Source organism: Allorhizobium ampelinum S4 (assembly GCF_000016285.1).
In the GTDB taxonomy this organism is placed as follows: Bacteria; Pseudomonadota; Alphaproteobacteria; order Rhizobiales; family Rhizobiaceae; genus Allorhizobium; species Allorhizobium ampelinum.
On record NC_011981.1, the window covers coordinates 412996 to 435589 of the forward strand.

16 protein-coding genes and 6 pseudogenes are annotated in these 22594 nt (G+C 56.2%); 12 read left to right on the forward strand and 10 right to left on the reverse strand.

Annotated elements, in window-relative coordinates; translation table 11 throughout:
- Nucleotides 1-62: 62 nt before the first annotated feature.
- On the reverse strand, nucleotides 63-3149 hold the full coding sequence (locus AVI_RS27520; RefSeq protein WP_015918534.1) for an alpha-mannosidase: 3087 nt from the start codon (nucleotides 3147-3149) through the stop codon (nucleotides 63-65).
- A 430-nt stretch (nucleotides 3150-3579) separates the two neighbouring features.
- Here AVI_RS27520 and AVI_RS27525 point away from each other — a divergent pair, with 430 nt between their 5' ends.
- From AVI_RS27525 to AVI_RS27540, 4 genes are read left to right on the forward strand one after another with little or no spacing between them, the layout of a single operon-like run.
- Entirely contained in the window at nucleotides 3580-4722 is a 1143-nt protein-coding gene (locus AVI_RS27525) for an extracellular solute-binding protein (RefSeq protein ID WP_015918535.1), read from the forward strand.
- A gap of 3 nt (nucleotides 4723-4725) precedes the next feature.
- Nucleotides 4726-5595: an ABC transporter permease gene (locus AVI_RS27530; RefSeq protein ID WP_015918536.1), complete on the forward strand. Its 870-nt coding sequence runs from the start codon at nucleotides 4726-4728 to the stop codon at nucleotides 5593-5595.
- Between the two features lie 2 nt (nucleotides 5596-5597).
- Nucleotides 5598-6413: an ABC transporter permease gene (locus AVI_RS27535; RefSeq protein ID WP_015918537.1), complete on the forward strand. Its 816-nt coding sequence runs from the start codon at nucleotides 5598-5600 to the stop codon at nucleotides 6411-6413.
- 39 nt (nucleotides 6414-6452) lie between these two features.
- Complete coding sequence (locus tag AVI_RS27540) at nucleotides 6453-7496, forward strand: ABC transporter ATP-binding protein (RefSeq protein ID WP_015918538.1); 1044 nt, start codon at nucleotides 6453-6455, stop codon at nucleotides 7494-7496.
- Here AVI_RS27540 and AVI_RS27545 read toward each other — a convergent pair whose 3' ends face one another.
- Together AVI_RS27545 and AVI_RS27550 are read right to left on the reverse strand one after the other, a co-directional pair.
- Complete coding sequence (locus AVI_RS27545; RefSeq protein ID WP_015918539.1) at nucleotides 7497-8762, reverse strand: ROK family protein; 1266 nt, start codon at nucleotides 8760-8762, stop codon at nucleotides 7497-7499.
- Between the two features lie 46 nt (nucleotides 8763-8808).
- On the reverse strand, nucleotides 8809-9675 hold the full coding sequence (locus AVI_RS27550; protein ID WP_197436526.1) for a sugar phosphate isomerase/epimerase family protein: 867 nt from the start codon (nucleotides 9673-9675) through the stop codon (nucleotides 8809-8811).
- Nucleotides 9676-9941: 266 nt separating this feature from the next.
- On the opposite strand from AVI_RS27550, the gene AVI_RS27555 reads away from it, so the two are divergent.
- Entirely contained in the window at nucleotides 9942-11018 is a 1077-nt protein-coding gene (locus tag AVI_RS27555; RefSeq protein ID WP_015918541.1) for a Gfo/Idh/MocA family protein, read from the forward strand.
- A 164-nt stretch (nucleotides 11019-11182) separates the two neighbouring features.
- Here AVI_RS27555 and AVI_RS27560 read toward each other — a convergent pair whose 3' ends face one another.
- The 7 genes and pseudogenes from AVI_RS27560 to AVI_RS27590 form a co-directional block, all read right to left on the reverse strand.
- Nucleotides 11183-11794, reverse strand: a complete 612-nt coding sequence (locus AVI_RS27560; RefSeq protein ID WP_015918542.1) for a LysE family translocator — start codon at nucleotides 11792-11794, stop codon at nucleotides 11183-11185.
- Between the two features lie 5 nt (nucleotides 11795-11799).
- Complete coding sequence (locus AVI_RS27565) at nucleotides 11800-12249, reverse strand: Lrp/AsnC family transcriptional regulator (protein WP_015918543.1); 450 nt, start codon at nucleotides 12247-12249, stop codon at nucleotides 11800-11802.
- Nucleotides 12250-12404: 155 nt separating this feature from the next.
- Nucleotides 12405-12671 (reverse strand): annotated as a pseudogene (locus AVI_RS31650) (hypothetical protein); the annotation flags it as partial.
- A 33-nt stretch (nucleotides 12672-12704) separates the two neighbouring features.
- Nucleotides 12705-12821 (reverse strand): annotated as a pseudogene (locus AVI_RS30850) (IS5/IS1182 family transposase); the annotation flags it as partial.
- A 319-nt stretch (nucleotides 12822-13140) separates the two neighbouring features.
- Nucleotides 13141-14679 (reverse strand): annotated as a pseudogene (locus AVI_RS30140) (IS3 family transposase).
- Nucleotides 14680-14754: 75 nt separating this feature from the next.
- On the reverse strand, nucleotides 14755-16233 hold the full coding sequence (locus AVI_RS27585) for a UdgX family uracil-DNA binding protein (protein ID WP_015918545.1): 1479 nt from the start codon (nucleotides 16231-16233) through the stop codon (nucleotides 14755-14757).
- Nucleotides 16230-17462, reverse strand: coding sequence for a putative DNA modification/repair radical SAM protein (locus tag AVI_RS27590; protein ID WP_015918546.1), 1233 nt, complete (start codon nucleotides 17460-17462; stop codon nucleotides 16230-16232). The genes AVI_RS27585 and AVI_RS27590 overlap by 4 nt, the downstream gene beginning before the upstream one ends.
- Nucleotides 17463-17553: 91 nt before the next feature.
- On the opposite strand from AVI_RS27590, the pseudogene AVI_RS30145 reads away from it, so the two are divergent.
- From AVI_RS30145 to AVI_RS27615, 7 genes and pseudogenes are all read left to right on the forward strand, one after another.
- Nucleotides 17554-17718: pseudogene (locus AVI_RS30145) on the forward strand (integrase core domain-containing protein); the annotation flags it as partial.
- A gap of 68 nt (nucleotides 17719-17786) precedes the next feature.
- Nucleotides 17787-18305 (forward strand): annotated as a pseudogene (locus AVI_RS27595) (IS6 family transposase); the annotation flags it as partial.
- Nucleotides 18306-18363: 58 nt separating this feature from the next.
- Nucleotides 18364-18507, forward strand: a pseudogene (locus AVI_RS31970) (IS6 family transposase); the annotation flags it as partial.
- A 259-nt stretch (nucleotides 18508-18766) separates the two neighbouring features.
- Nucleotides 18767-19786 (forward strand): LacI family DNA-binding transcriptional regulator, encoded by a 1020-nt coding sequence (locus AVI_RS27600; protein ID WP_015918548.1) that lies wholly within the window; start codon nucleotides 18767-18769, stop codon nucleotides 19784-19786.
- Nucleotides 19787-19823: 37 nt separating this feature from the next.
- Nucleotides 19824-20780 (forward strand): substrate-binding domain-containing protein, encoded by a 957-nt coding sequence (locus AVI_RS27605; protein ID WP_041700081.1) that lies wholly within the window; start codon nucleotides 19824-19826, stop codon nucleotides 20778-20780.
- Nucleotides 20777-21592 carry an ATP-binding cassette domain-containing protein gene (locus AVI_RS27610; RefSeq protein ID WP_015918550.1) on the forward strand — a complete coding sequence of 272 codons (816 nt, stop codon included), beginning with the start codon at nucleotides 20777-20779 and terminating at the stop codon, nucleotides 21590-21592. Before AVI_RS27605 ends, AVI_RS27610 begins: the two co-directional genes overlap by 4 nt.
- A complete protein-coding gene (locus AVI_RS27615; RefSeq protein WP_015918551.1) occupies nucleotides 21589-22593 on the forward strand; it encodes an ABC transporter permease in 1005 nt (334 codons plus the stop codon). Before AVI_RS27610 ends, AVI_RS27615 begins: the two co-directional genes overlap by 4 nt.
- The last annotated feature ends 1 nt before the right edge of the window (nucleotide 22594 follow it).

Consider the following 22594-nt stretch of genomic DNA (forward strand, 5'->3'; position numbering starts at 1 on the left):
GTGAGAATGACGCAAGATCAACCAGGTCTTTGCCGCGTGTCCAGCTTACAGTTCCCTCATCTTCAAAAGAGGAAGCTTGCGAGACCGAAAGGACGGCTTAAGGGATCATCCATGTCATCAAGCGGCACCTCAATGGCATTGATTAGGGTTGGCTTGCAGCCGCCTGGCAGTGCCAAATGAAACGCCCCGCGACGGCCAGCTGACTCCGACAGGCGCAGGACATGTCCTTCCCCATCTTCCGCGGGCTTGAGGGCATGCACACGAACACTTTGACCGGAAAACCCGATGGGTGCGATATCGTAGTTTTCAGTGGCGGTGGCTGGCGTGAAATGCAGGCCCGCATTGACGAGATCAGCCTCCGCCTGAACCTCTTCGCTCCACCAGCGGCCATCATGCGGCAAAAGGGCGTAAACGAAGTGGTGGTGACCTTCGTCGGCCAGCATATCAGGAAACATGGGGCCGCGAACAAGGCTCAGTGTCAGCCGGTTGCCCTTGGCAGAAAAGCCATATTTGTCAGCCGAGAGCAGGGCAGCACCCCAGTCTGTTTCCGAGAGTGACACAAAGCGATGCCCGCAGGATTCGAACTGGGCTTTCTGCCAGCTGGTATTGTCATGCGTAGGCCTGCGGGTAATGCCAATGGCCTGATCGAACACAGCATCCTCTGCCAGTACGGTGACGGGGAAGGCTGCACGCAGATAGGTGCGCCGGTCGTGCCAATCGAGATCAGTGACGAATTCCATCCGTGGACTGTTGGACCACAGCCGGATTTTTTGCCGGATCATGCTGGCTGAAAAGCGTCTGGTGATGGTGATTTCTGCCAGATGCGGGCCATTGGCCGTCACCTCCATCGTTTCAAGCGACAGCCATTCCTCTTCACCAAGCTCAAAGCCGGGCTCAATGTCCCAGGCGTCGAAATTGCGCGGCAGATCATTGCGATACAGCAGCAATTGGTTGCCGGGGCCGTCCATCAGCTCACGGTCTGATCTCTTGTCGATCAGGCTGATAATTCGGCCTGCTTCATCCAGAGTCAGCCGGACAAAATCATTCTCCATGGTTTTGCCGTCCGTTGTTACACGGCGCGGGCTTGAACTGCTGACAAAACCGAGACTGAGTGGCTTCAGATTACGCTCAATGGCCGCAACATAGCGCCCGTTCAGCTCTTGCGCTTGCAAGGCGGCGGGCAGGGGGCTTGCGCTTTCAATCTGAAACGCAGTTTTTCTGGAGCCTGACAGGTTGGCCACCAGCAATCCGTCAAGATCACCGCTATGGCGTGCCGCAATGGCTTGCAGGCGGGTCTGGATCAGGGTTGTTGCATCATCGATGACGCCCTCCAGCTCTGGCTCGGTTTGCTGATAGACCTCGCGGATGGAAGAACCCGGCAAAATGTCGTGAAACTGGTTTCGAAGCAGCAATTCCCACTGCGGTTCCAGATTGTTCACGGCAGGCGCTCCGCCCTCCAATGCATCCAGAACGGAGATGGCTTCTGCGGCCACCAGAGTGGCTTCCGCCTGTCGGTTGAGCTGTTTGGTGCGCGCCTGCGTGGTCAATGTTGCCCGGTGGTATTCCAGATAAAGCTCGCCACGCCAGACAGGCAGGGCCGCCGCTTCAAGATCCATTGCCAAGGCCTGAATATGCGGCTCTATGGCTCCATGCTCGACAGTAGGAATGGCGGGCATGAGATTGAGAAGCGGCAGGGTTTCGATCTGATCCGGGTCCGGCCCACCGCCGCCATCGCCCCAGCCGTAGGAGGCAATGACGGTGTCGGTCATATCCTTGGCGACATGTTTGCCCCATACCTCGCACAGGGCGGCGGGGGTCATCAGCATATTGTAGCCGTCATTGTCATAGGCGTCGAATGTGTGAACCAGCACCCGCGAGCCATCATTGCCCTGCCAACGGAAAAGATTGTCTGGCAGGCTGTTGGTCTCATTCCACGATACTTTGATTGTCACCAATGTGTCGATGCCCGCGTGCCGCATGATCTGCGGCATGGCGGCGGTAAAGCCAAATGTATCGGGCAGCCACGCCGTGCGGCTGGTGATGCCGAAGTGCTTTTGAAAATAGCGCTGCCCATGCAGAAACTGCCGCAAAAAGGCCTCTGCCGAGGGCATGTTGGTATCACACTCCACCAACATGCCGCCGATGACTTCCCAACGGCCTTCCGAGACACGCTGTTTGATCTCTTCAAACAGCGCCGGGTCTTCTTGCTCAACATGCTGATAGTAAAGGGAGGACGATTGCAGAAAACGAAAATCATCGTGCCGCTTGAGCAATGCGTTGACACTGTTGAAGGTTCTGACGATTTTTCGCACCGTTTCCGGCTGCGGCCAAAGCCAGGCATAATCAATATGGGCGTGACCAGTCACCAGCACGCGCCCCTGTTTCGGGTAGGCATTTCGAAGCTCAGTCAGCATGGCATCAAGCCTGACGGTTGCCGTCTCAACAGAAGCAAGCGCTTCCTGCGTCAGGGCGTTTGGTATGTCGGTCGGCTCAAAACTGCGCTCCCATATATCGCGCGCCCAAGTGCGGCTGGCCAGACGAGGGCCGACATCCTGTGTTGCTGTCGGCAGCCGCAAACCTGAGAGAACAATTTCTGCCGCTTCATAGAGCGTACGGGCAAGCTCTTTGTCTTTCACCGTGTCGGCGGTGTTGCGTAAAATCAGCAGGCGACGGCGCAAGGCGCGAATTTCGGGATAATATCGATAAATCTCGGCCATGGAGAGCACGGGGTTGCGATTGGGCACGCCAAACAGACTGCGCGCGGCGGATTCCGCTCTGATTTTGAAGGGAATGCCGCGGGGGACATCAAACCTGCGATGACAGGGGTTAGCCGCAAAACTCTCGAGAATCTCGCCATCCAGCCCAATCAGCCGCACAAGGCTTTCACCACCAAAATCAAGCCGCAGCTCCACGCCGGGTTCTTCTGGTATCATAATTGCGTCTTCCAGCAGAAACGTGTGAATGCCATGGCGGTTTGGCCACGCGTCACCAACACCCATGTGCGTCGTCAGCCCTTCCGGCGTGCTGGCGAGGAAAGCCCCAAGGGGTATGCGCTCGCGTAGCTCATACGCTTCCAGTTCATCGGCCCAAACTTCGATGTGACGCGAGAGCTGTTCAAGGCTACGCTGGCGGTCTCGATAGGCACGCATGATGGTCTCCCGCATTGGTTTTGTTTGGCACTGCAACATTTAATCATTGCTGATGATATAATATTTTTGAGAAAACAGGATCGCGATTTTTCTGCTGCATTTGGCGCGATCATAGCGAATTATCGCATAATATCGACCGATATCTCTCAAAAATATTGGATTTCTTTGTGTGTTGTGCTCGGCTGATGAACACGCGAATTGCCATTTTGATGCGAATTTTGGCGGAATATCGTCGAGTCCGATGGGCTATGAAAACGAATATTTGTTCAATTGTTTGCTTGACAGAGGCGATATAATTCGTGTTAAGAATTTAAATATTGGCAGATAGAGACGTATCTAAAGCGCAGTCGCCAATCTGGAGTGGGAACCTGGCCTTATCCGTGGCCAAACAAAGGGCAGGCGTGTGTCCGTGCTGCCAATGGAGGTGTCAATGCCCATGCAACGACGTGAATTCCTGAAATATTCTGCGACGGGTGTTGGTCTGGCTGTGGCTGGTGCAAGGCCCGCCTTTGCGGCCCCCGGTGTTCTCGACATATTCTTCAACAGCGATACCAATGTCATTGATTTCTGGACCCAGGTGATCAAGCCGGGTTTTGAGGCGGCCCATTCCGGTGTGACGCTCAATCTTGTTCCGGGCGGTGGCGGTTCCGCGATGAATTCTCTGGCTGATCGCGCTATGGCCGCCTTCAAAGCCAAGAAGGACCCACAGGTCGATATGCTGGAAGCTGTAACCCCGTTTTATCCCACAGGGTCGCTGGAAGCCGGTCTCTGGGTGGATTTTTCCAAGGCTGGCCTGTCCAATTACGACAAGGTCAACCCGGTCGTGGTGCAAAGCCCGGCGCTTTTGCCCTATCGCGGCTCGCAAGTCGTGATGATGTATAATGCCGACAAGGTCAAAGCCGTCCCCACCACCTTCAAGGAACTTGTGGCGTGGATCAAGGCCAATCCCGGCCAGTTTGCCTATGCTCGTCCTGATCTTGGCGATTCCGGGGCATGCTTTATCGAGCGTGCGCTTCAGGAAGTCACCGGTCTGAACCCTGATCTGTTCCTGCCGGAAAATTACACCCCGGCCTATGCCGAGCCGCTGTTTTCCAAGCTCTGGCCTTTGCTCAAGGATATTCAGCCATCGCTGTTCAATGGCGGTGAATACACATCCGGTAACACAGCGTCCATCCAGATGCTGGCCAGTGGTGCTGTTTCCATGACCGTTGCCTGGTCAGACATGGCCTTGCAGGCGATGAGCCAGGGCGTGGTGCCTGAGACAACATCTGTTGCGCAGTTGCAGGATCTGGCGTTTACCGGCGGCTTCTCCGGCATTGTTGTGCCAACGGTTGCGGCCAACAAGGATATGGTGCTCAAACTCGCTGATTACCTGATCACAGCGGACATCCAGAACCACGTTGTGACCGACCTTGGCGGCTTCCCAGGCATCAAGTGGGAGTTCATGTCCAAGGAACTTCAGGATAAATTCGCAAAAGTCGCGCCCAAATCCATCCCGCTTTTCCCCGGCACATGGGAGCCTGCACTGTTTGAGGGCTGGTATCGTAACGTCGCATCGAACATCAAACGCTGAGGCATGGTGATGCAAACGCACGGCCTCTCGGAAGGATCGCGCTGGACCGGATTGGCCTTTGTGGCCATTCCGGTTCTGTCCATCGTGATTTTTCTGTTCTATCCGGCGGCGCTAACCATTGTCAGCACTTTCTGGCGTGAAGGCCGTGATGGCGTCCATGCGCTGAATTTTGACAGCTATGTTTTCTTCTTCACCGATGCCTATAGCCTTGCCAATCTTGGCAGAACGCTCTGGACCACATTCGTTAGCCTTGCGCTGCTGATTGCTATCAATCTGCCGATTGCGCTTTATATGCGCTTTACCCGTGGGCCGCTGGCCAGCCTCATTCAAGGCTTGGCGCTGTTTCCCATGTTTGTTCCCGGCATTATCATCTGCTACGCGCTGATCCGCTATCTGGGGCCGAATGGCTGGTTACAGAGCCTGCTATCCTTGATCGGGTTCCATCATTATGCATCGCCCTATCTGACTCCTTGGGGGCCGGTGATCGGCCTGCTCTGGGACGGTATGCCGCTCACTTTGCTGATCTTGATCTCCGGCCTGTCCGGCATTTCGGATGCCTCGATTGAAGCGGCCCGTGATGTGGGCGCGGGGCGGCTGCGGATTCTGGTGCGCATCATCATTCCTCAAATCATGCATTCCCTGTTGATCGTATCGGCGCTGAATTTTCTAGGTTTTTTCGGCCAAGCCCTGATGCCCTTCATGCTGGGGCCTACAAGCCCGGAAATGATGGGGCCGTTCATGCTGCGCACATTTGCAAGCGTGCGTGATCCGCTGCAAGCCTCAACGCAGGCGACCATCACCTTTCTGATCTGCTCTCTTGCTGGCATCGCCTATGTCCGCTCGATTGCCCGCAAGCCCCAAGACGGAGAGTGATGATGTTCCTGTCCAGTCGCCGCCATGATGTGTTTGGCCTGATCATTCTGCTGTTTCTGATTGTCTTTATCGTTCTGCCCGTGCTCACGGTTTTTCTCTGGGCCTTTGCCGAGCAATGGTTCTACCCCTCCGTTCTGCCCACCAAATGGGGTTTTCGTTTCTGGTCTGCGGTCTTGGCCCGCCCGGATGTCTGGGCGGCCCTTTGGACGTCGGTTGAGCTGTCGCTGACCGTGACAGCACTGTCCGCCATCATCTGCCTGCCAGCGGCCTATGCCTTTGCCCGCATGGATTTTCCGGGAAAATCGGTGTTCATGCTGTCATTTCTGATGGCCAATGCTTTTCCGCGCTTTGCATTGATCATCTCCATCGCCGTGCTGTTTTTATCCTTCAATCTGGTGGGCACCTTTACCGGTGTGGTGATCATTCAGCTGTTGAATACCTTGCTGTTGATGATCTGGCTGCCAGCCGCCGCGTTCAGAGCCGTCAGCCGGGATATGGAAGAGGCGGCTCGCGATGTCGGCGCAAACCGCTGGCAGGTGTTTCGCCACATCACATTGCCCCAAGCTTTTCCCACGATTGCCGCTGCCTTGCTAATGACCTTCGTTTGGACCTTCTACGAGACGGAAGGCGCGTGGCTGGTGGGTGCACCGCGCATTCGCACCATGCCGCTGTTGATGATGTCGATGATCAACAATCAGTTGGTGGTGCAATACGGGGCTGTGCTGTCGGTCATGCTCTGGGTGCCGTCTCTGGCCGCCATCCTGATGGCGCGCCGGGTGATTGGCGGCGAAGCTTTTGCCAAAGGGCTCGGCGGATGATGATGATTAAAACCTATTTTCGAGAAAGACACTGAACACATGTCCACACTCGCCCTCGAAAACGTCTCGAAAAACTATTCCATCGTCACCGCGATTGAGCCTTTGTCGCTCACGATTGATGATGGTGAACTGGTCTGCCTGCTCGGCCCATCCGGGTCGGGAAAATCAACATTGCTGCGCATTATTGGCGGGTTCGAGACGCCGTCGGGCGGCAAGGTGCTGATTGATGGCGTGGATGTTGCACGGACGCCGCCGGAAAAACGCCCTACCGCCATGGTCTTCCAAAGCCATGCCCTGTGGCAGCACATGACCGTGTTTGAAAACATTGCCTTTGGCCTGACGCTGCGCGGCCTGCCGAAAGCCGAGATTGCCCGCAAGGCCTCCGATGCCTTGGCCATGGTGGGGTTGGCGGATTATGGCAAGCGCCTCCCGGCGCATCTGTCCGGCGGCCAGCGTCAGCGTGTTGCCATTGCTCGCTGCGTCGTGCTGGAGCCCAAAATTCTGCTGATGGATGAGCCTTTTGCCAGCCTCGATCAACACCTGCGCGACCGTTTGCGCGAAGAGGTGCGGCAAATCCAGAAAAAACTCGGCATTACCACCGTGTTCGTCACCCATGGTCAGGATGAAGCGCTCTCTGTTGCTGACCGGATTGTGGTGATGAGCATGGGGCGAATTGAACAGGTGGGCACGCCGCGCGAAATTTACTCAACGCCCAATTCGCCTTTTGTTGCCAGCTTCATTGGCGATATGAATTCCCATAGCATTCAGATCAACCAAGGTGGCGCGCATCTGGGTGGCGTTGCTATTGATGCGCCCATTGAGGCGGGCGAGGCACTGTTAACTGTGCGCCCGGAAGATATTGTCCTGTCGCCATCCGATGATCAGCAAGGGGCGTGTGTGCGGCGTATTGTCAATTACGGCTCTTTCCTCAAGATCGAGGCGCAAGCGCAGGATGGCACCGTCTGGAAAGTTCAAACACCGAAAGACGCCGACATCAAGGAAGGGGTGTTCTATACCCCGGTTGTCGCCCGCTACACGGTGTTTCGCGATAACAAGGCCGTGCATCATGCCGGGCCTGCATAATCATGACCGGTCGTCTGCGAGAATCTGCCGGAAATAGAGATGGCGGAAATTATGGCTGGTGGTGACAAAAATCGGCAACATCGCGGCCCCTGTCACCGCCGCATCCTCAATCAGCGTTGCAGGCAAAAGCCGAGGCAAGGCCCGGTCACGCCGAGCCGATGGCGTGGGGCGCAGCGGATAGGCGCGATCCACCAGCCGTTCCACCAGCGCCCGTGGCAACGCACCGCCCACGGCAATAAAGCCGGGATCGAACATCACTTCAATGACTGCGCAGACATCACGCAGTACACTGGCCGCAGACGCCAGCCAATCCATCAACCGATGATCACGCCGCTCCAGCAGGCTCAAGATGCTCTGCTCATCCATGGACTGCTCTGATAGACCGCAAGCGGCTGCCAGCCCGCCAATAGAAAGAACACCGCCCTGAACAGCGCTGCTGGGATTGTCCGGCCAGACCGGATTGGCGCCAAGGCCAAGGATTGGCAACAGCCCGATTTCGCCGGCATTTCCGCCAACACCCTTGAAGGGATAGCCATCAATAATTAGCCCGGCACCGGCACCATGGCCGATGTAGAAATAGGCAAACGACGCCTCCTGTGCATCGTGGCGGTGAAGGCGCTCGCCAATGGCTGCCGCTGTTCCGTCATTTTCCACCAGAACGGCAAAGCCGGTCAGGCGTTGCAGGTCTTCGGCAAAGGATGCATCGCGCCAGGCCTCCCAATGCCGCATGGAAAAATCGAAATCGTAGACATCGGAGCCGAATGTGGGCAGCACCAGACCAAGGCCCCAGATCCGTTCAGCAGGCAGGGCATTGTCGTGCAGCAATGTTGTTATGGTTTGCGCCAGCATCCGCACGGTCACATCGGGGTTTGCCGTATCACACCGCATCGATTTGCGGGCGCGTTCTTGCCGTTTCAGGTCAAACACCAGAATATGACACTGGTTCTGATCCAGATGAACCCCGATTGAAAAGCCCGCTTCGGCATTGGCCTCCAGATAGATTTGCGGCTGACCGCGAAGACCGGAGGACCGTCCGGCCTCGACGATCAATTCCTGCTCGAGCAGTTCGCGGGTGATGGACGAAATGGTTTGGGGTTTCAGCCCGACAATGGCTGAAATCTCCACCCGACTGATGGGGCCGCGTTGAAAAATGGTTTCAAACACCAGACGACGATTGTGAATGCGGGCATCTTCAATCCGGCTGCCCGCAATAATGTCCTCACCGTCGCGGGCAAAGCCTCCATCAAACCGATCCAGAAGTGTCACGGCTGTTCCTTCGTCCTATTGTCGCACGCCACTCTCGGTATGGATGTTAAATCCCAAGCTCACGCAAGACCTGCCGGTTGTGGCACGCAATCGGAAAAGGCTTCTCCGGAGGGCAGGGATACATATCCTGTTCATAAACGGCATAGCCATCAAACCCACGGGTTGCAAGAAAATCCCGAACCTCTGCAAAATCCACCATGCCCTTGTCCAGCTCGCACATAACGCCCGACTGGAAGCCCTCAATGAAGTTGATGTTGTTTTGGCGTATATGCGCCAGCAAAACGGGATCTACATTCTTGAAGTGGTAATAGGGAATACGGTCCGCATAGCGCTTCATAAAAGCCACGGCATCGGCACCGGTATAGGCGTGATGACCAAAATCGAAGCAAAGGCCGACGCTATCTTCCGACGTTTCTTCCAGAAGGCGGATGACTTCGGCCTCCGTTTCCACGCCGGAGCCGACATGCGGATGAAAAACAAAAGAAAGTCCATGCTCTTCCGTGACATAACGGGCCGCATCCTTGATGTTGCGGATCATCGATGCCCAGTCGTGCGGGGAAAGCGCGCGGCTTTGGCCGGGGAGGGGCAGGTCTGAATCATCCATCAGCACCACCCACTCAGCCTTCATGGCTTTCAAAAGACCGCAGGTCTGCTCAAGCCTTGGGCGCAGGGTTTCCATGGCGTCTGCGGGGGCAAGCAGGTGTACAAGGGCTGATCCGCATACGCTCAATCCACGGCTACCGAGGGCATCTGTCAAATGAGATGGATCGGTGGGCAGATAGCCCCAAGGCCCGGTCTCTGTCGCTGTGAAGCCGGAGTCTCGTACCTCGTCCAGATAGCGCTCCCAAGGGGTCTGTCGCGGATCGTCTGCATACCAGACGCCCCAGGCGTCGGGCGCTGTCGCAAGCTTCATAGTCGACTCCATTGATTATTAAATCTACAATGACACCTTAATCGATCCGATTTGAAAGCAAAAGAGTGTCGCGTTAAAAATGCTATTTTCTTGAAAATCAGACAAAAGAAAGCGAATTCAATCATTAAGCCATTTCCGTTTTCAAAATTCTGTGCCGAGGCTGCTCATTTCGTGCAAAACATCCCTTGATATAATCATTATTGTGTATTTAATTCGGCCTGAAATATCTATCGCATCTTGAAAGCTGGTCGAAGGCGGGAAATCCTATGGTGAAGCTTGGTCTTGTGGGTCTTGGAGAAGTAGCGCAGTTGATCCATCTGCCGATTTTGCAAAGACTGACCGAAATGTTCACACTTGCGGGCGCTTATGATCCGTCCCCCAGCGTGGCCCAGTCGATCTCGACACGGTGGAGCATTGAGCGCGTATTTGACAGTGTCGATGCGATGATTGCGTCACCGGATATTGATGCAATTCTGATCATGAGCCCGGATCAATACCATGGCCGTCATGCCCGTGCGGCCCTGAAAGCTGATAAGCATGTTTTGATTGAAAAGCCCTGCTGTTTGACGATGGAAGACCTCGCTGCACTCAGTGGTGTGGTGGAGCAGACAGATCGCATTGCCATGGTTGGCTATATGCGTCGATTTGCGCCCGCCTTTCTGGAGGCGAAAAGGCGGTTGCCAGCCTTTGCCGACATTACCTACGTTCGTGTCCGGGATGTCATCTGCGAAGGCCCCTGGTATTTTCGCCAAACAGATACGGTTGTCACGCCCAAGGACGATATTCCGGCAAGCCTTATCGAGGAAAGCCGTCAGTTGCGTGGTACGATGATGGACAGCGTGCTTGGCCCGAATGCACCCGCTGAACTTCAGACGGCGTATTCTGTGCTGACAGGGCTTTCGTCTCATTCCCTCTCGGCCATGCGGGATCTGCTGGGCAGTCCCAAGCGCGTGATTGCCGCCGAGATTAAACAGGGCGGCAGCCAGATCACGGCCCTCTTTGACTACGGTCATTTTACCGCAATTTATGAATGCATGATTGGCGATGTGGTGCGCTTTGAAGCCGGTTTCGAGATCAACTCTCGCTACAATCGTCTGGCCTTTGAATATCCAACCCCTTACATCCGCAATCTGCCGATGGTGCTGGATATTCAAAATTCCACCGATCACGATAACAGCCTCACCCGGCTTGGCCCCTTTCATCAAGACCCCTTTGATGTCGAGTTGCGAGCATTCCATGCGGCGGTCACGCAAGGCGGCGAGAACCGAACGCCACCATCAGAGTCCATGGCTGATCTCGATCTGTTTGCCGCTATTATCTCTGCGGCACGCAAGACGGACTGATGATTGCAACGACTGGTATCGCGGAAATCGCGGGAATGCACGGTGCCAGATCGCACATCTGTGTCAATTAAAGTTCAGTCGTCTTATCTTTACCGTCAACTCCGGTGAATGTATTGACGGACACCAATCGCTAACGCCGGATATCTTAATCGAGCAATCATGCCTCAAGCGATTGAACCGAGGGCAAAAAGTCCGAACGAGATCAGTATCAGTCCAGACAAACAGGAAACCCAGCGGGCAAAACTTGGGGGAAGACGCTGTCGCGCCAATGCAATGCCGCCACTCAGTAGGAACCACCACAGCAACGAGCCAAGGAAAACGCCTGCGACCACGAAAAACGCATTTGTCGTCCCCGATGCGTCAGCAAGGCCAAGACCGGCAAAAATTGCAGCAAAGGACAGAATGGTCACAGGGTTGGTAATCGTCAGGAAAAAGGTTGCAGCGATGGTACCGAAAAGATCGCGCGCTCCGACCTTGGCCGCGTCCGCGAGAGGTTTGGGCTTCAGGCTTTTCCAGCCGAGCCACACCATGAAAAGTCCACCGATGATTTTGAGCGGCGTATCGATTGTCGCAAGGGTCGCCGCGAAAGCGGAAAAGCCAAGCGCAGCGAGACTGGCGTAGACGGCATCCGCCAGAGCAGTCCCAAAGCCGCCCGCCACCCCGGCCCAGAACCCACGTTCAAGAGTCCGGTTGATGCACAAGGCGCCGATGGGGCCGAGCGGGGCTGCGACAGCAAGGCCAAGCACAATGCTTTTCAAAATGAGTGTCAGCTCCATCAGTCCTAACTTCCCTTCGGCATGAATGGTCCTGGCACCACGGATGAGAGAGCAATGATTGTCTCGCTACGTGCAAGGAATCTGTTCTGTTTCATTCCCGCCAGAAAGGCTTCGATTTCCGCCAGCGACGCGACATGAACCTTCATGAGATAGGACCATTGCCCCGTCACATGGTGACATTCCGCAATAGCGGACTGGGACGCAGCATAGGTACGAAAGCTGGCCTCGTCCGCATCCGCCGCCAAGGCGATCCACACGAAGGCGATCACCGGCAAATCGAATGCGGATGGATCGGCATCAACGGTGACACGGCGGATCGCCCCACTCGCGGTCAGGCGTCTGATGCGCTCGTTCACCGCCGACGCGGAAAGCTCGACGATATTGCCAATATCGGCAAGCGAGCGGCGGGCGTCTTCGGCAAGAAGACTGACTATTTTGCGGTCTATGATATCCATATCCGTATAAAGCCACGTAAAATTACAAAATACAAGATATTATGTGGTGGCATTGTCGTCGCCTTATAATTTAGGGAATCTGGCGAACACAGGGGACGGCTCGTATCCGTTCAAGGCGAAGACGACTGACATCCAGGCAGATGCGGATCAGCTATTCATCCGACCCGGTATGCTGCTTCCCAAACCTGATTGAGGATTTTCACCACAAGCGCCGCCTTGTCCTGCCGTAGGAAGCGTGCGCAATGCTGCTGAACAACATCCGATGTGTTCCGACTGGCATAGCTGGCCTGCTCGTAGGATCCGGTCTGTTTGAGGATAGGCGTTGCCAGAATATCCCGAAGATTGTGCGGTCCGCGTAACAGCAATCCCTTGATGGCACCGCGGCCAGCTTAGCGGTTGTAGATGCCATAACGCTGGATCAGCGCCGCCAAGATTTTTTGCCCGACCAAGCAGCATACCGCGATGGCGATCGCAGCCTCTGTCTGTTGAGCAAAGAATGACCGGGCACGCAAACGCAGCCCAATAACGCCGTTGTATCGACCCCGCGCGGTTTCAACCAAAGCCCGTCTGCCAGTGACTGCCTTTGAAATCGACCATGACCGCTCAAATCTACCTGTCTGCTTACTTCAGACCGCATCTACCTCATGATCATCGAGGCGGCAAACTAAGCCGAAATTTTGCGACAAAGCCGCTAAAACAACAGCGCTCTGGTTTAGAGGCGCTAAAGCTTCCTCACTCGTGACGAATACTGCCCGCTTCTGCGATGCTTCATAAGCTGTTTGCAGTGATAAAAAGCGAGGGAAAGCAGATGAAACGATCCCTTCACATTCGATATGTTCGGCAATACCGCTCTCTCGTCCGGCGGGGGGGCAGATAAAAACTTGGAGTGTTTTAAATGCTCAGGCCGAGGATTTTACGATATTCGACCGGGCTGAGCGATCCCAGCGATATCTTGATACGCGTTTCATTGTACCATCGGATATAGGCGTCCACCTCTGCCACGAACTGTTCGATTGTGATGGCCTTCCAGTCTCGTGGATAGAAGAGCTCGGTTTTCAACCGACCGAAGAACCCTTCGCACGCGGCGTTGTCTTGCGAGCAACCCTTTCGGGACATCGAGCGAACCAGTCTTTCTTCGCTGATACGGGTTAACCAGCCGGGCCATCGATAATGGGCTCCGCGATCAGAATGGATGATTGGCCGTTCCTCGCCGTTGGCGACGGTTCCGATGGCTGCATCCAGCATGGTGTTGACGAGACCCGCATCTGGTTGCGTTCCGATCGACCAGCTGATGACCATGCCGTCAAAGCAATCGATGATAGGCGAAAGGTACACCTTGCCAGCTGGGATCTGGAACTCAGTGATGTCTGTCAGCCACTTCACGTTCGGCGCTTTTGCATGGAAGTCGCGATTGATCAGGTTCTCGGGCGCTGGACTGATCTCTCCCAGATAGGATCCAAACCGCCGTCGACGCGGCCTGGCAACGACCAACTGCTCCTGCTTCATCAAGCGCTGGACAACCTTTTCCGAGATTGTCACGCTCTGTCTGGCCAGCGACGCCTGCAGTCGTCGATAACCGGAGCAACGACGGTTCGCTTCAAAGATCTCCACTAGGCTGTGGCGGACGGCGGCTTACTTGTCTGCCAGGCACATGCGGGCGCGATGGTAGAAGTAGGAGCTGCGGGCAATCCGAAGCTGGGCAAGCAGCTCTGGCAAGCGATAAACTTCCTTAAGGACGTCAATCAGTTGTGTCTTCTCCCGATTACTCAGGATCTGCAGATCGACGCCCAGGTCTTTTGTTAGGAGTTCGTTGGCCTTCTCCAGGAGATCATGCTCGCGTTGTAACTGGCGGACATCACGCTGGAGGGCTTCAAGCTGTCGCTCGAGCTCTTCACGTTCAGGCATCTTGAGGTTGGATTTGCGGCGTTTCACGGATGAGGGAGCCTCGTGACCGAGTAGCTGATCTTTCCAGCTGTACAATGTCGGCCTTGAGACGCCCAGTCGGTCAGCGACCTGTTGAGCGCTTTCATCTCCACTGCATAATCCGATGACCCCCGCTTGCCGGACCTCCTCGCAATAGCCAGGGTGCCACGATCGACCGACCATCGATGTCCGCGCCTCCGGAAACGCCTCACCAACCCATGCGGTTAGAGTTCCTCGACCGGGGCAGCCGAGCGCCCTCATCGTCGAAGAGATGCAACGATCGTGAGTGCGGTAATGCTCAAGGGCAGCCTGCCTCTGAGCCTCGGAAAACTTTGGCGGTCGAGCTACCGCCCGAACACGCAAGTCGTGATTCTCGACGTACTCGCGGTACCAGCCCCTCAGGGCATTCTTGGTGGGATATCCCAGCTGGCGAATGGTCGCGTTAAGTCGCTTGCCAAGTCGGATATAGAGCTCAACAGCTCGAAGTCTGTCTGCGTCGGAATACATGAACTACCTCCTTGGTGGTCCAAGTTTTCGTCCGCACCCCCTATCTTGTGCTACCGGGTCAGTTCTCAGTGAAAATCAACAAACAAGCCTACCGATCTGGCTTATATCTTCTCGAAAGCGCGCGAGTTCTTCGTTTCTCTTGATCTCGTCCGGAATACGCAGCAGGTAGGACGGATGAACGGTCACGAATAGATGTCGCGTGTCGTCCATGACAATTGGACGGCTGCGGACATCCTCCAAGCGGTCCTTTCGATCCGTGAGCGAAAACAGCGCGATTGCGCCCATGGCGACAATCAGCTTTGGTTTCACCATCTCGATCTCTTGGGTGAGCCACCATCTGCATTGCTGCACCTCTGCGATATTCGGGCGCTGATGGATGCGGCGCTTTCCCCGTGGCTCATACTTGAAGTGCTTCACCGCGTTGGTGACGTAGAGCGCGCGCCGGTCCATGCCGGCCTGCGCCAGAGCCTCGTCGAACACGCGGCCCGCCGGTCCGACGAATGGCCTGCCTGCGAGATCCTCCTGGTCCCCCGGCTGCTCTCCAACGACCATGATCTTTGCATCAACAGGCCCTTCGCCGAACACGGTCTGTGTTGCCCGGCAGGAGAGATCACATCGATTGCAGCGTCGCGCTTCCTGACGCAGCGCATCTATCGTGTCCGCTTCGGCCACTGGCGCTGCCGGCACACGCGCGGCAGCGTCCTGGAGGCGATGATGGAAAGGGAGCGGCTCGCTGGCTTGTCGCTGGGCCATATCGATCAGCTTGGCTTCCGCTCCGGCAATCAGGCCGGGAATAAGCTCTGCCTCCGGCAGGTTCTTCCAATATTTCTTCGGCATCTCCGTCATCATCATTTTCACCTTCAAGCGGGCGGGATTGAAGATGGATGCATAATATATGCGCCAGAGATCGTCGGTTTCATCGCGTATATCAGGCTTTACTGCCGGCTCGGTCGACGTCAGAAGTGTCTGGCCATCCCAGGACGCGGACCCGCGGGGCGTCAAAATAATCCAGTCCATGTCATTGAACCGACGTTGAAAAAACGGCGCGACACGTGCGACGATAAAGTGGTCAGGCTCAAACCAGGCGAGAAAGCGCCGCCGGACTGCAACACCGACAGGCAGTGGCACTTCCTTGAAGCGCAGGAAGGCTGTCATCTTATGATAATCGCGCCCCACTGACTTCTGCATCCGGTACGCCAGCGCCACATCGGCATCCGTCTTCACCTCAAGAAGATGGCGTTCCTGCCTCAACCGAAAGAGAAGGCGATAAAGCAAAGCGAAGCGGCCGGGATCGGAATGACACACAACGGCTTCTGCGAGCCGAAGGAAGGTTGCCGGCACGGACATCTGCGCCGTTTCACCTGTGCGTTCTGCCGGGCTTGGCGTGCTGCCCTCTTTGGATCGGCTTGCGTCAGCACCAAACAAGCCCTGTTCATCACCGATAAGCTGCCAGTCGATTGCCTTTGGTTCGATCCCAGCCTGTAGGCACCGTCGCGCGGCCTCGCGCCATTCAGACAGATCACCGCGACCTTCGAGAAAGCAGGTCTCAGTCATAATAACGATAATTGTTCGGGCTTTGGCATGAACATCGCCCGCAAGTCGGCGCGATCGATCAAGCGATGCGGCGTCCAGCCCTCAGCGGTGATGAACGGCTGGACTTTTTTGAGGGACACGCCAAGACGTCCGATATCCTCGAGCCGCAGCCGCTTGAACCGCCGTGTTGAGAGAATGGATGTGACGGTTTTTGTGCCGAAGCCAGGCACACGCAGAAGCGCTTCCTTGTCGGCGAGATTGATGTCGACTGGAAATCGATCGCGATGGCCAAGCGCCCAGGCGAGTTTCGGATCGAGGTCGAGATCGAGCATGCCGTCTGGCCGTGCCGCCGTGATCTCTGCGATGTCGAATCCGTAGAAACGGTAGAGCCAGTCTGCCTGATACAGTCGATGCTCGCGCATCAGCGGCGGCTTGATCAGCGGAAGGTTTTTTGACGAATCCGGGATCGGGCTGAAGGCGGAATAATAGACACGCTTCAAGCCGTAACTCCCATAGAGCCTGGCACTGGTGCCAAGGATGGTCGCATCGTCGGCAGCGTCGGCGCCAACGATCATCTGTGTGCTTTGCCCGGCGGGTGCGAACCTCTTTCGCCGTTTGGTCTGTAGGGTCGGGTCGGCCATTTCTTCAATCTTCAAGCGCAAATTACCCATCGACTGGCGAATATTGTCCGGCCGCTTTTCCGGGGCGAATTTCCCGATGCCCGCGTCGGTCGGTAGTTCGATATTGATCGAAAGGCGATCAGCGTAGAGCCCGGCTTCCTCAATCAGTTGCGGCGATGCCTCGGGAATAGATTTGAGATGAATGTAGCCATGAAAATTATGTGTCGTACGCAATTCGCGGGCGATGCGGACCATCTCCTCCATTGTGTAATCGGAAGAGCGGATAATGCCAGAGGACAGAAAGAGACCCTCGATGTAATTGCGGCGATAGAATTCGAGCGTCAGCCAGATGACGTCCTCGACCGAAAACCGCGCCCGCTCAACATTGCTGGACGACCGGTTGATACAATACGCACAGTCGTAAATACAGAAATTCGTCATCAGGATTTTAAGGAGAGAGATGCATCGCCCGTCTGGCGCATAGGCATGGCAGATCCCGGAGCCCTCCGTCGATCCCAGCCCGCCGGCGGCTGCTGCGTTCCGCTTTGTCGTTCCGCTGGAGGCGCAAGACGCATCGTATTTTGCGGCATCCGAGAGGATGGCGAGGCGTTCTTTGAGTGACTTTTTCATAAAATGTTCACTAAATGTTCTAATCGTATCTGTCAATATTGGCGCGGTCTACAGTTCGATCTCCTAGAGTGGGGCCTGACTCCGTCTCGGCAGGGATGATAGCCTGAACGCCCACTGGTTTATGAGCCTTGATGACGCAAGGGCAAAGATGGAGGATTGGCGTAGAGACTATAACGAGTTCCGGCCACACAGCGCGATCGGCAACAAGGTGCCGATTTCGCTCTTGAACGGCTCATCGGCACCCACGCCAACCTGAGCCTTAACCCCGGAAAATTCCAGCTCCCGCTGGCCCAAAATCGGGGTGCACGTCACTGCGTCCGCATCTTTGCCAACGAGATCCGTCGTCGGTCATCCGGTCGGCTTGGGGAAAAGTGGCATCTCGATGAAGCCGTTGTTTCAATCCGCGGCAAGAAGCATTGGCTGTGGCGTGCTGTGGATCAGGACGGTTTCGTGTTGGACGTTCTCGTGCAAAGCCGCCGAAATGCCAAGGCGGCCAGGCATCTGATGCGCCAACTGTTGAAGGGCCAGGGTCGCGCGCCGCGGGTGATGATTACAGACAAGCTGCGATCATACGGCGCAGCCAAGTGGGAGCTCACGCCCGGTGTCGAGCATCGCTCCCACAAAGGGTTGAGCAATCGGGCGGAGAATTTTCACCAGCCAGTCCGGCGACGAGAGCGGATCATGAAGCGCTTCAAGTCACAGCGACATCTACAACGATTTGTCTCTATCCACGATCCGATCGCCAACCTGTTTCACATCCCGCGCAACGACATAACCTCCGGCCATCATCGCGAACTGCGCGCGGAGGCGATGAGCCTGTGGGCGAAGATTGCCCGAGCATGAGAAATATCTGCGGACAGCGTCTTTCGCTGGCCCTGCGTCCATTAAGTTTACGATGCCATGCCAGCGTTTCGTCTCAACCCACGGCCAGATTGCCAATCTTTTCCATCTTCATCGACAACACCTGACCGCCGCCGATCATCGCCAACTCCGCGCCCACGCCAGCACCACCTGGCGTGAGATCGCCTTGTCAATCAAAGCGTGATATTCACGCCGAAGCAACGATCGCGTACTGTGCTCGGTTAAGGCGACGCCACCCTTCTCAGATTGTAAATTAAGTCGACGCGACCCCGGATTTTACCGCCATAAAAGGGTGTTGATTGAAACGATAGAGAGAATTTTTCGCTTACATTTTATGCGACATTCGCCGCCGACTAAAAAATAGTCTTCTGGTTGCTTGACAAAAAGCGCAGGGCTATGTGAACTTTGTAAAACGTTTTACTAAACCGCTTTACAGGGTGGATATGGTCAAGGAACGGGTCACTGGGCTAAAGGATGTTGCCGCCGCCGCTGGCGTGTCGGTGACCACCGTGTCGCGCATGCTGAATGGCTCGCTCGATCTTCCCGGCGAGACGCGCAAGCGGATTGAAGACGCCATTGTTGCGCTCAAATATCAGCCAAATCCGCATGCAAGACGTCTCAGCCGTGGCCGCTCGGACACCATCGGTCTTGTCGTGCCGGATATTGCCAATCCGTTCTTTGCAACTCTGGTGGCCGCTGTTGAAGAGGAAGCAGATCTGCGCGGTTTGGCGCTATCGCTTTATGCCACGCTAAACCGCCCGGGCCGCGAAATGGCATATCTCAGTCTGCTGGAGCGCAACCATGTGGATGGCCTGATCTTTATCACCAATCACCCTGACCAGGGTGAGCTGGCGGCGATCATCAATCGCACTGGAAAAGTGGTTGTGGTCGATGAAGACGTGCCGGATGCGACGGTGCCAAAGCTGTTTTGTGACAACCGGCAAGGCGGAGAACTGGCCGGGCAACATCTGGCCGGTTTTGGCCATAGCCATGTTCTCTACATCGGCGGGCCGGATGTGATGATCAGCACCGAGCGCCGCTTTACCGGCTTTGAAGCCGCCATGCGCGCCAAGCACGGTGAGAATGCTGTGATTGAGCGCTATTGCGGCGATTATACCGCCGAGTTTGGCAGACAGGCCGCGCGGCGTTTTCTGGAGGGAGGCCGCGAGGCGACCGCAATTTTCGCCAGCTCCGACGAAATCGCCATCGGTGTCATTGAAGTGCTGCGAGCGGAAGGGATCTCCATTCCTGAGCAGATTTCCGTCATCGGCTTCGATGATGTTGGACCTTTGCATCTTTTTGCCCCGCCGTTGACGGCCATCCGTCAGCCGGTGCGGGGAATGGGAAGCCGTGCTCTTTCGCTGCTTCTCGATACGGATTGGCAACAGCCTGCGAAAGCATCGGAGGAATTGCTGCCAGTGGAAATCGTCGTGCGGAACTCCGTTGCACCGCCTGCGAAATAACAAAAGCAATGGGCAAACCTAACCAGAGGATGGAATGATGACCCGGACTTTTACACGTAGAACCATCAATGCAGCCTTGGCTGTCACGGCCCTTACCGGTCTGAGCCTCACGGCAGGAATTGCCAATGCTGCGCAAAAAACCTTTGCGCTGGTGCAGATCAATCAACAGGCACTGTTTTTCAACCAGATCAATCAGGGTGCACAGAAGGCCGCTGATGCGGCGGGCGCAAAACTGGTAATCTTCAATGCCAACAATGACCCTGCGGCCCAAAACAGCGCCATCGAGACCTATATTCAGCAGAAGGTGGACGGCATTGCCGTTGTGGCCATCGACGTCAACGGCATTATGCCAGCGGTCAAACAGGCAGCGGATGCAGGCATTCCGGTGGTCGCCATCGATAGCATTCTGCCTGCTGGCCCCCAGAAGGCACAGATCGGCGTCGATAACGCCAAGGCGGGTGCCGATATTGGCAAATTCTTCGTCGATTACGTCAAGAAGGACATGGGCGGCAAAGCCAAGCTGGGCGTTGTGGGCGCGCTGAACTCCTTCATCCAGAATATCCGCCAGAAGGGCTTTGAAGACACCATCAAGGGCGTCTCCGGCATCACGTCGGCAGGTGTGGTTGATGGCCAGAACGTCCAAGACAATGCGCTGGCAGCGGCTGAAAACCTGATCACCGGCAATCCGGATATGACGGCAATCTATGCCACGGGCGAGCCAGCGCTGCTGGGTGCCGTTGCCGCCGTGCAAAGCCAGAGCAAGCAGGACAGTATCAAAGTGTTTGGCTGGGATCTGACCGCTCAGGCGATTGCCGGTATTGACGCCGGTTATGTTGCCGCGGTGATCCAGCAGGACCCGGCAGCCATGGGTGAAGCGGCTGTAAAAGCGCTGAAGACCATCTCGGACGGCGGCAAGGTTGAAAAGACCATTGCCGTGCCGGTCACCATCGTCACCAAGGCCAATGTTGAGCCTTACCGGGCCGTGTTCAAATGATTTCCGGTGGACAGCTCCCAACCGCTGTCCCTGGAGCCGGGGGAGTTGATCTCCCCCGGCAACCCGGAGAAGGCGGTGCGCGTGAACCCCGGATTTCGCTTCGTGGTATCCGCAAAACCTTTGGTTCGCATCAGGCGCTGCGTGGTGTTGATCTCGATCTGTTTCCCGGCGAATGCTTAGGCCTGGTCGGTGACAATGCGGCGGGGAAATCAACGCTCACCAAAGTGATCTCCGGCACCTACATCCCCGATGATGGCACCATCACGCTGGATGGCGAGGCGGTGCGGTTTTCCGGTCCCGCCGAGGCGCGCTCACGCAATATCGAAATGGTGTTTCAGGATTTGAGCCTGTGTGACCATATTGATGTGGTTGGCAATCTGTTTCTGGGCCGGGAATTGACCAAGGGTCCGTTTCTGGATCGCGCCCGGATGCTGGTGGAAGCCCGCAAGATGCTGGATGCGCTGGAAATCCGCATTCCGCGCCTCACCGCCAAGGTCGAGAAACTCTCGGGCGGCCAGCGGCAGGCGATTGCCATTGCCCGTGCGGCGTCGTTCAATCCCAAAGTGCTGATCATGGATGAGCCAACCTCGGCGCTGGCCGTGGCGGAAGTGGAAGCAGTGCTGGCACTGATCAACCGCGTCAAGGCCCGAGGCGTATCCGTGGTGTTGATCACCCATCGCTTGCAGGACCTGTTTCGCGTCTGCGACCGCATTGCTGTAATGTATGAGGGTACGAAAGTGGCCGAACGCCAGATTGGCAGCACCAACCTTGAAGATCTGGTGAAATTGATCGTCGGGGGGGAAAGACATTGACCGCCTATACTGAACGCGCCAAAGGCTCTGCCTTCGCTGACTTTATCACCGAGAATGCCCAGGTTCTGTCGATTGCGATTTTCTTCTTTGCCTGCATGGTGTTCTTCTCCGTCACGACCGATACATTTCTCACGCTCGGCAATATTCTCAATGTGGTGCGACAAGCTGCCCCCATTCTGATTGTTGCCGTTGCCATGACACTGGTGATTGTTACCGGCGGTATTGATCTTTCCGTTGGCTCGCTGGTGGCGCTGATCAATGCAACGGTGGCGATTGTGCTGGCAACCGGCCTGTCATGGCCCTTGGTCGTGCTGCTCATGCTGGTTCTGGGCGGCGTGATTGGCCTGATCCAGGGTTGGTTCATTGCCTATCAGGGCATTCCGGCCTTTATCGTCACGCTGGCTGGCCTGTCGATCCTGCGCGGCGTGGCGCTCTACATCACCCAAGGCTATTCCATTCCGATCAACGACGTGCCGGGATTCTTCACGCTGGGTCGTGGCGAGTTCTTAAGTCTTCCGGTTCCGGCCCTGATAGCCATTGCCGTGACAGTCTTTGGGTTTGTGTTGGTCTCCTCCACCAAATATGGCCGTCAAGTGGTGGCCGTCGGCTCCAATCTGGAAGCGGCGCGCCGGGTAGGCATGCCAGCCAAGTGGATTGTCGCTTCAGTCTATCTGGTGTCCGGCGTGGCTTGCGCCCTTGCCGGATTGTTGATTGCCGCCCGGCTTGGCTCCGGCTCTTCCAACGCCGCCGTCGGCTTTGAATTGCAGGTGATTGCGGCCGTGGTTCTGGGTGGCACGTCGCTGACGGGCGGGCGCGGCACCATGCTGGGAACACTGCTGGGCACCATGACCATCGCGGTGATCGGCAACGGACTTATTCTCATGCATATCTCGCCGTTTTTCACGCAGATTGTCACGGGCGCGATCATTCTGGTGGCGATCTGGCTGAACACCCGGATCTTTTCCGCAAATTTCCGCTTTGGCGCAGCGAAGAAGGGGTGAG

What these genes read in the sequence shown, in the direction of transcription:
- AVI_RS27520 (WP_015918534.1), bottom strand. Translation starts at nt 3,149, where the DNA reads ATGCGTGCCTATCGAGACCGCCAGCGTAGCCTTGAACAGCTCTCGCGT.
- AVI_RS27525 (WP_015918535.1), top strand. Translation starts at nt 3,580, where the DNA reads ATGCCCATGCAACGACGTGAATTCCTGAAATATTCTGCGACGGGTGTT.
- AVI_RS27530 (WP_015918536.1), top strand. Translation starts at nt 4,726, where the DNA reads ATGGTGATGCAAACGCACGGCCTCTCGGAAGGATCGCGCTGGACCGGA.
- AVI_RS27535 (WP_015918537.1), top strand. Translation starts at nt 5,598, where the DNA reads ATGTTCCTGTCCAGTCGCCGCCATGATGTGTTTGGCCTGATCATTCTG.
- AVI_RS27540 (WP_015918538.1), top strand. Translation starts at nt 6,453, where the DNA reads ATGTCCACACTCGCCCTCGAAAACGTCTCGAAAAACTATTCCATCGTC.
- AVI_RS27550 (WP_197436526.1), bottom strand. Translation starts at nt 9,675, where the DNA reads ATGAAGCTTGCGACAGCGCCCGACGCCTGGGGCGTCTGGTATGCAGAC.
- AVI_RS27555 (WP_015918541.1), top strand. Translation starts at nt 9,942, where the DNA reads ATGGTGAAGCTTGGTCTTGTGGGTCTTGGAGAAGTAGCGCAGTTGATC.
- AVI_RS27560 (WP_015918542.1), bottom strand. Translation starts at nt 11,794, where the DNA reads ATGGAGCTGACACTCATTTTGAAAAGCATTGTGCTTGGCCTTGCTGTC.
- AVI_RS27565 (WP_015918543.1), bottom strand. Translation starts at nt 12,249, where the DNA reads ATGGATATCATAGACCGCAAAATAGTCAGTCTTCTTGCCGAAGACGCC.
- AVI_RS27585 (WP_015918545.1), bottom strand. Translation starts at nt 16,233, where the DNA reads ATGACTGAGACCTGCTTTCTCGAAGGTCGCGGTGATCTGTCTGAATGG.
- AVI_RS27590 (WP_015918546.1), bottom strand. Translation starts at nt 17,462, where the DNA reads ATGAAAAAGTCACTCAAAGAACGCCTCGCCATCCTCTCGGATGCCGCA.
- AVI_RS27600 (WP_015918548.1), top strand. Translation starts at nt 18,767, where the DNA reads ATGGTCAAGGAACGGGTCACTGGGCTAAAGGATGTTGCCGCCGCCGCT.
- AVI_RS27605 (WP_041700081.1), top strand. Translation starts at nt 19,824, where the DNA reads ATGACCCGGACTTTTACACGTAGAACCATCAATGCAGCCTTGGCTGTC.
- AVI_RS27610 (WP_015918550.1), top strand. Translation starts at nt 20,777, where the DNA reads ATGATTTCCGGTGGACAGCTCCCAACCGCTGTCCCTGGAGCCGGGGGA.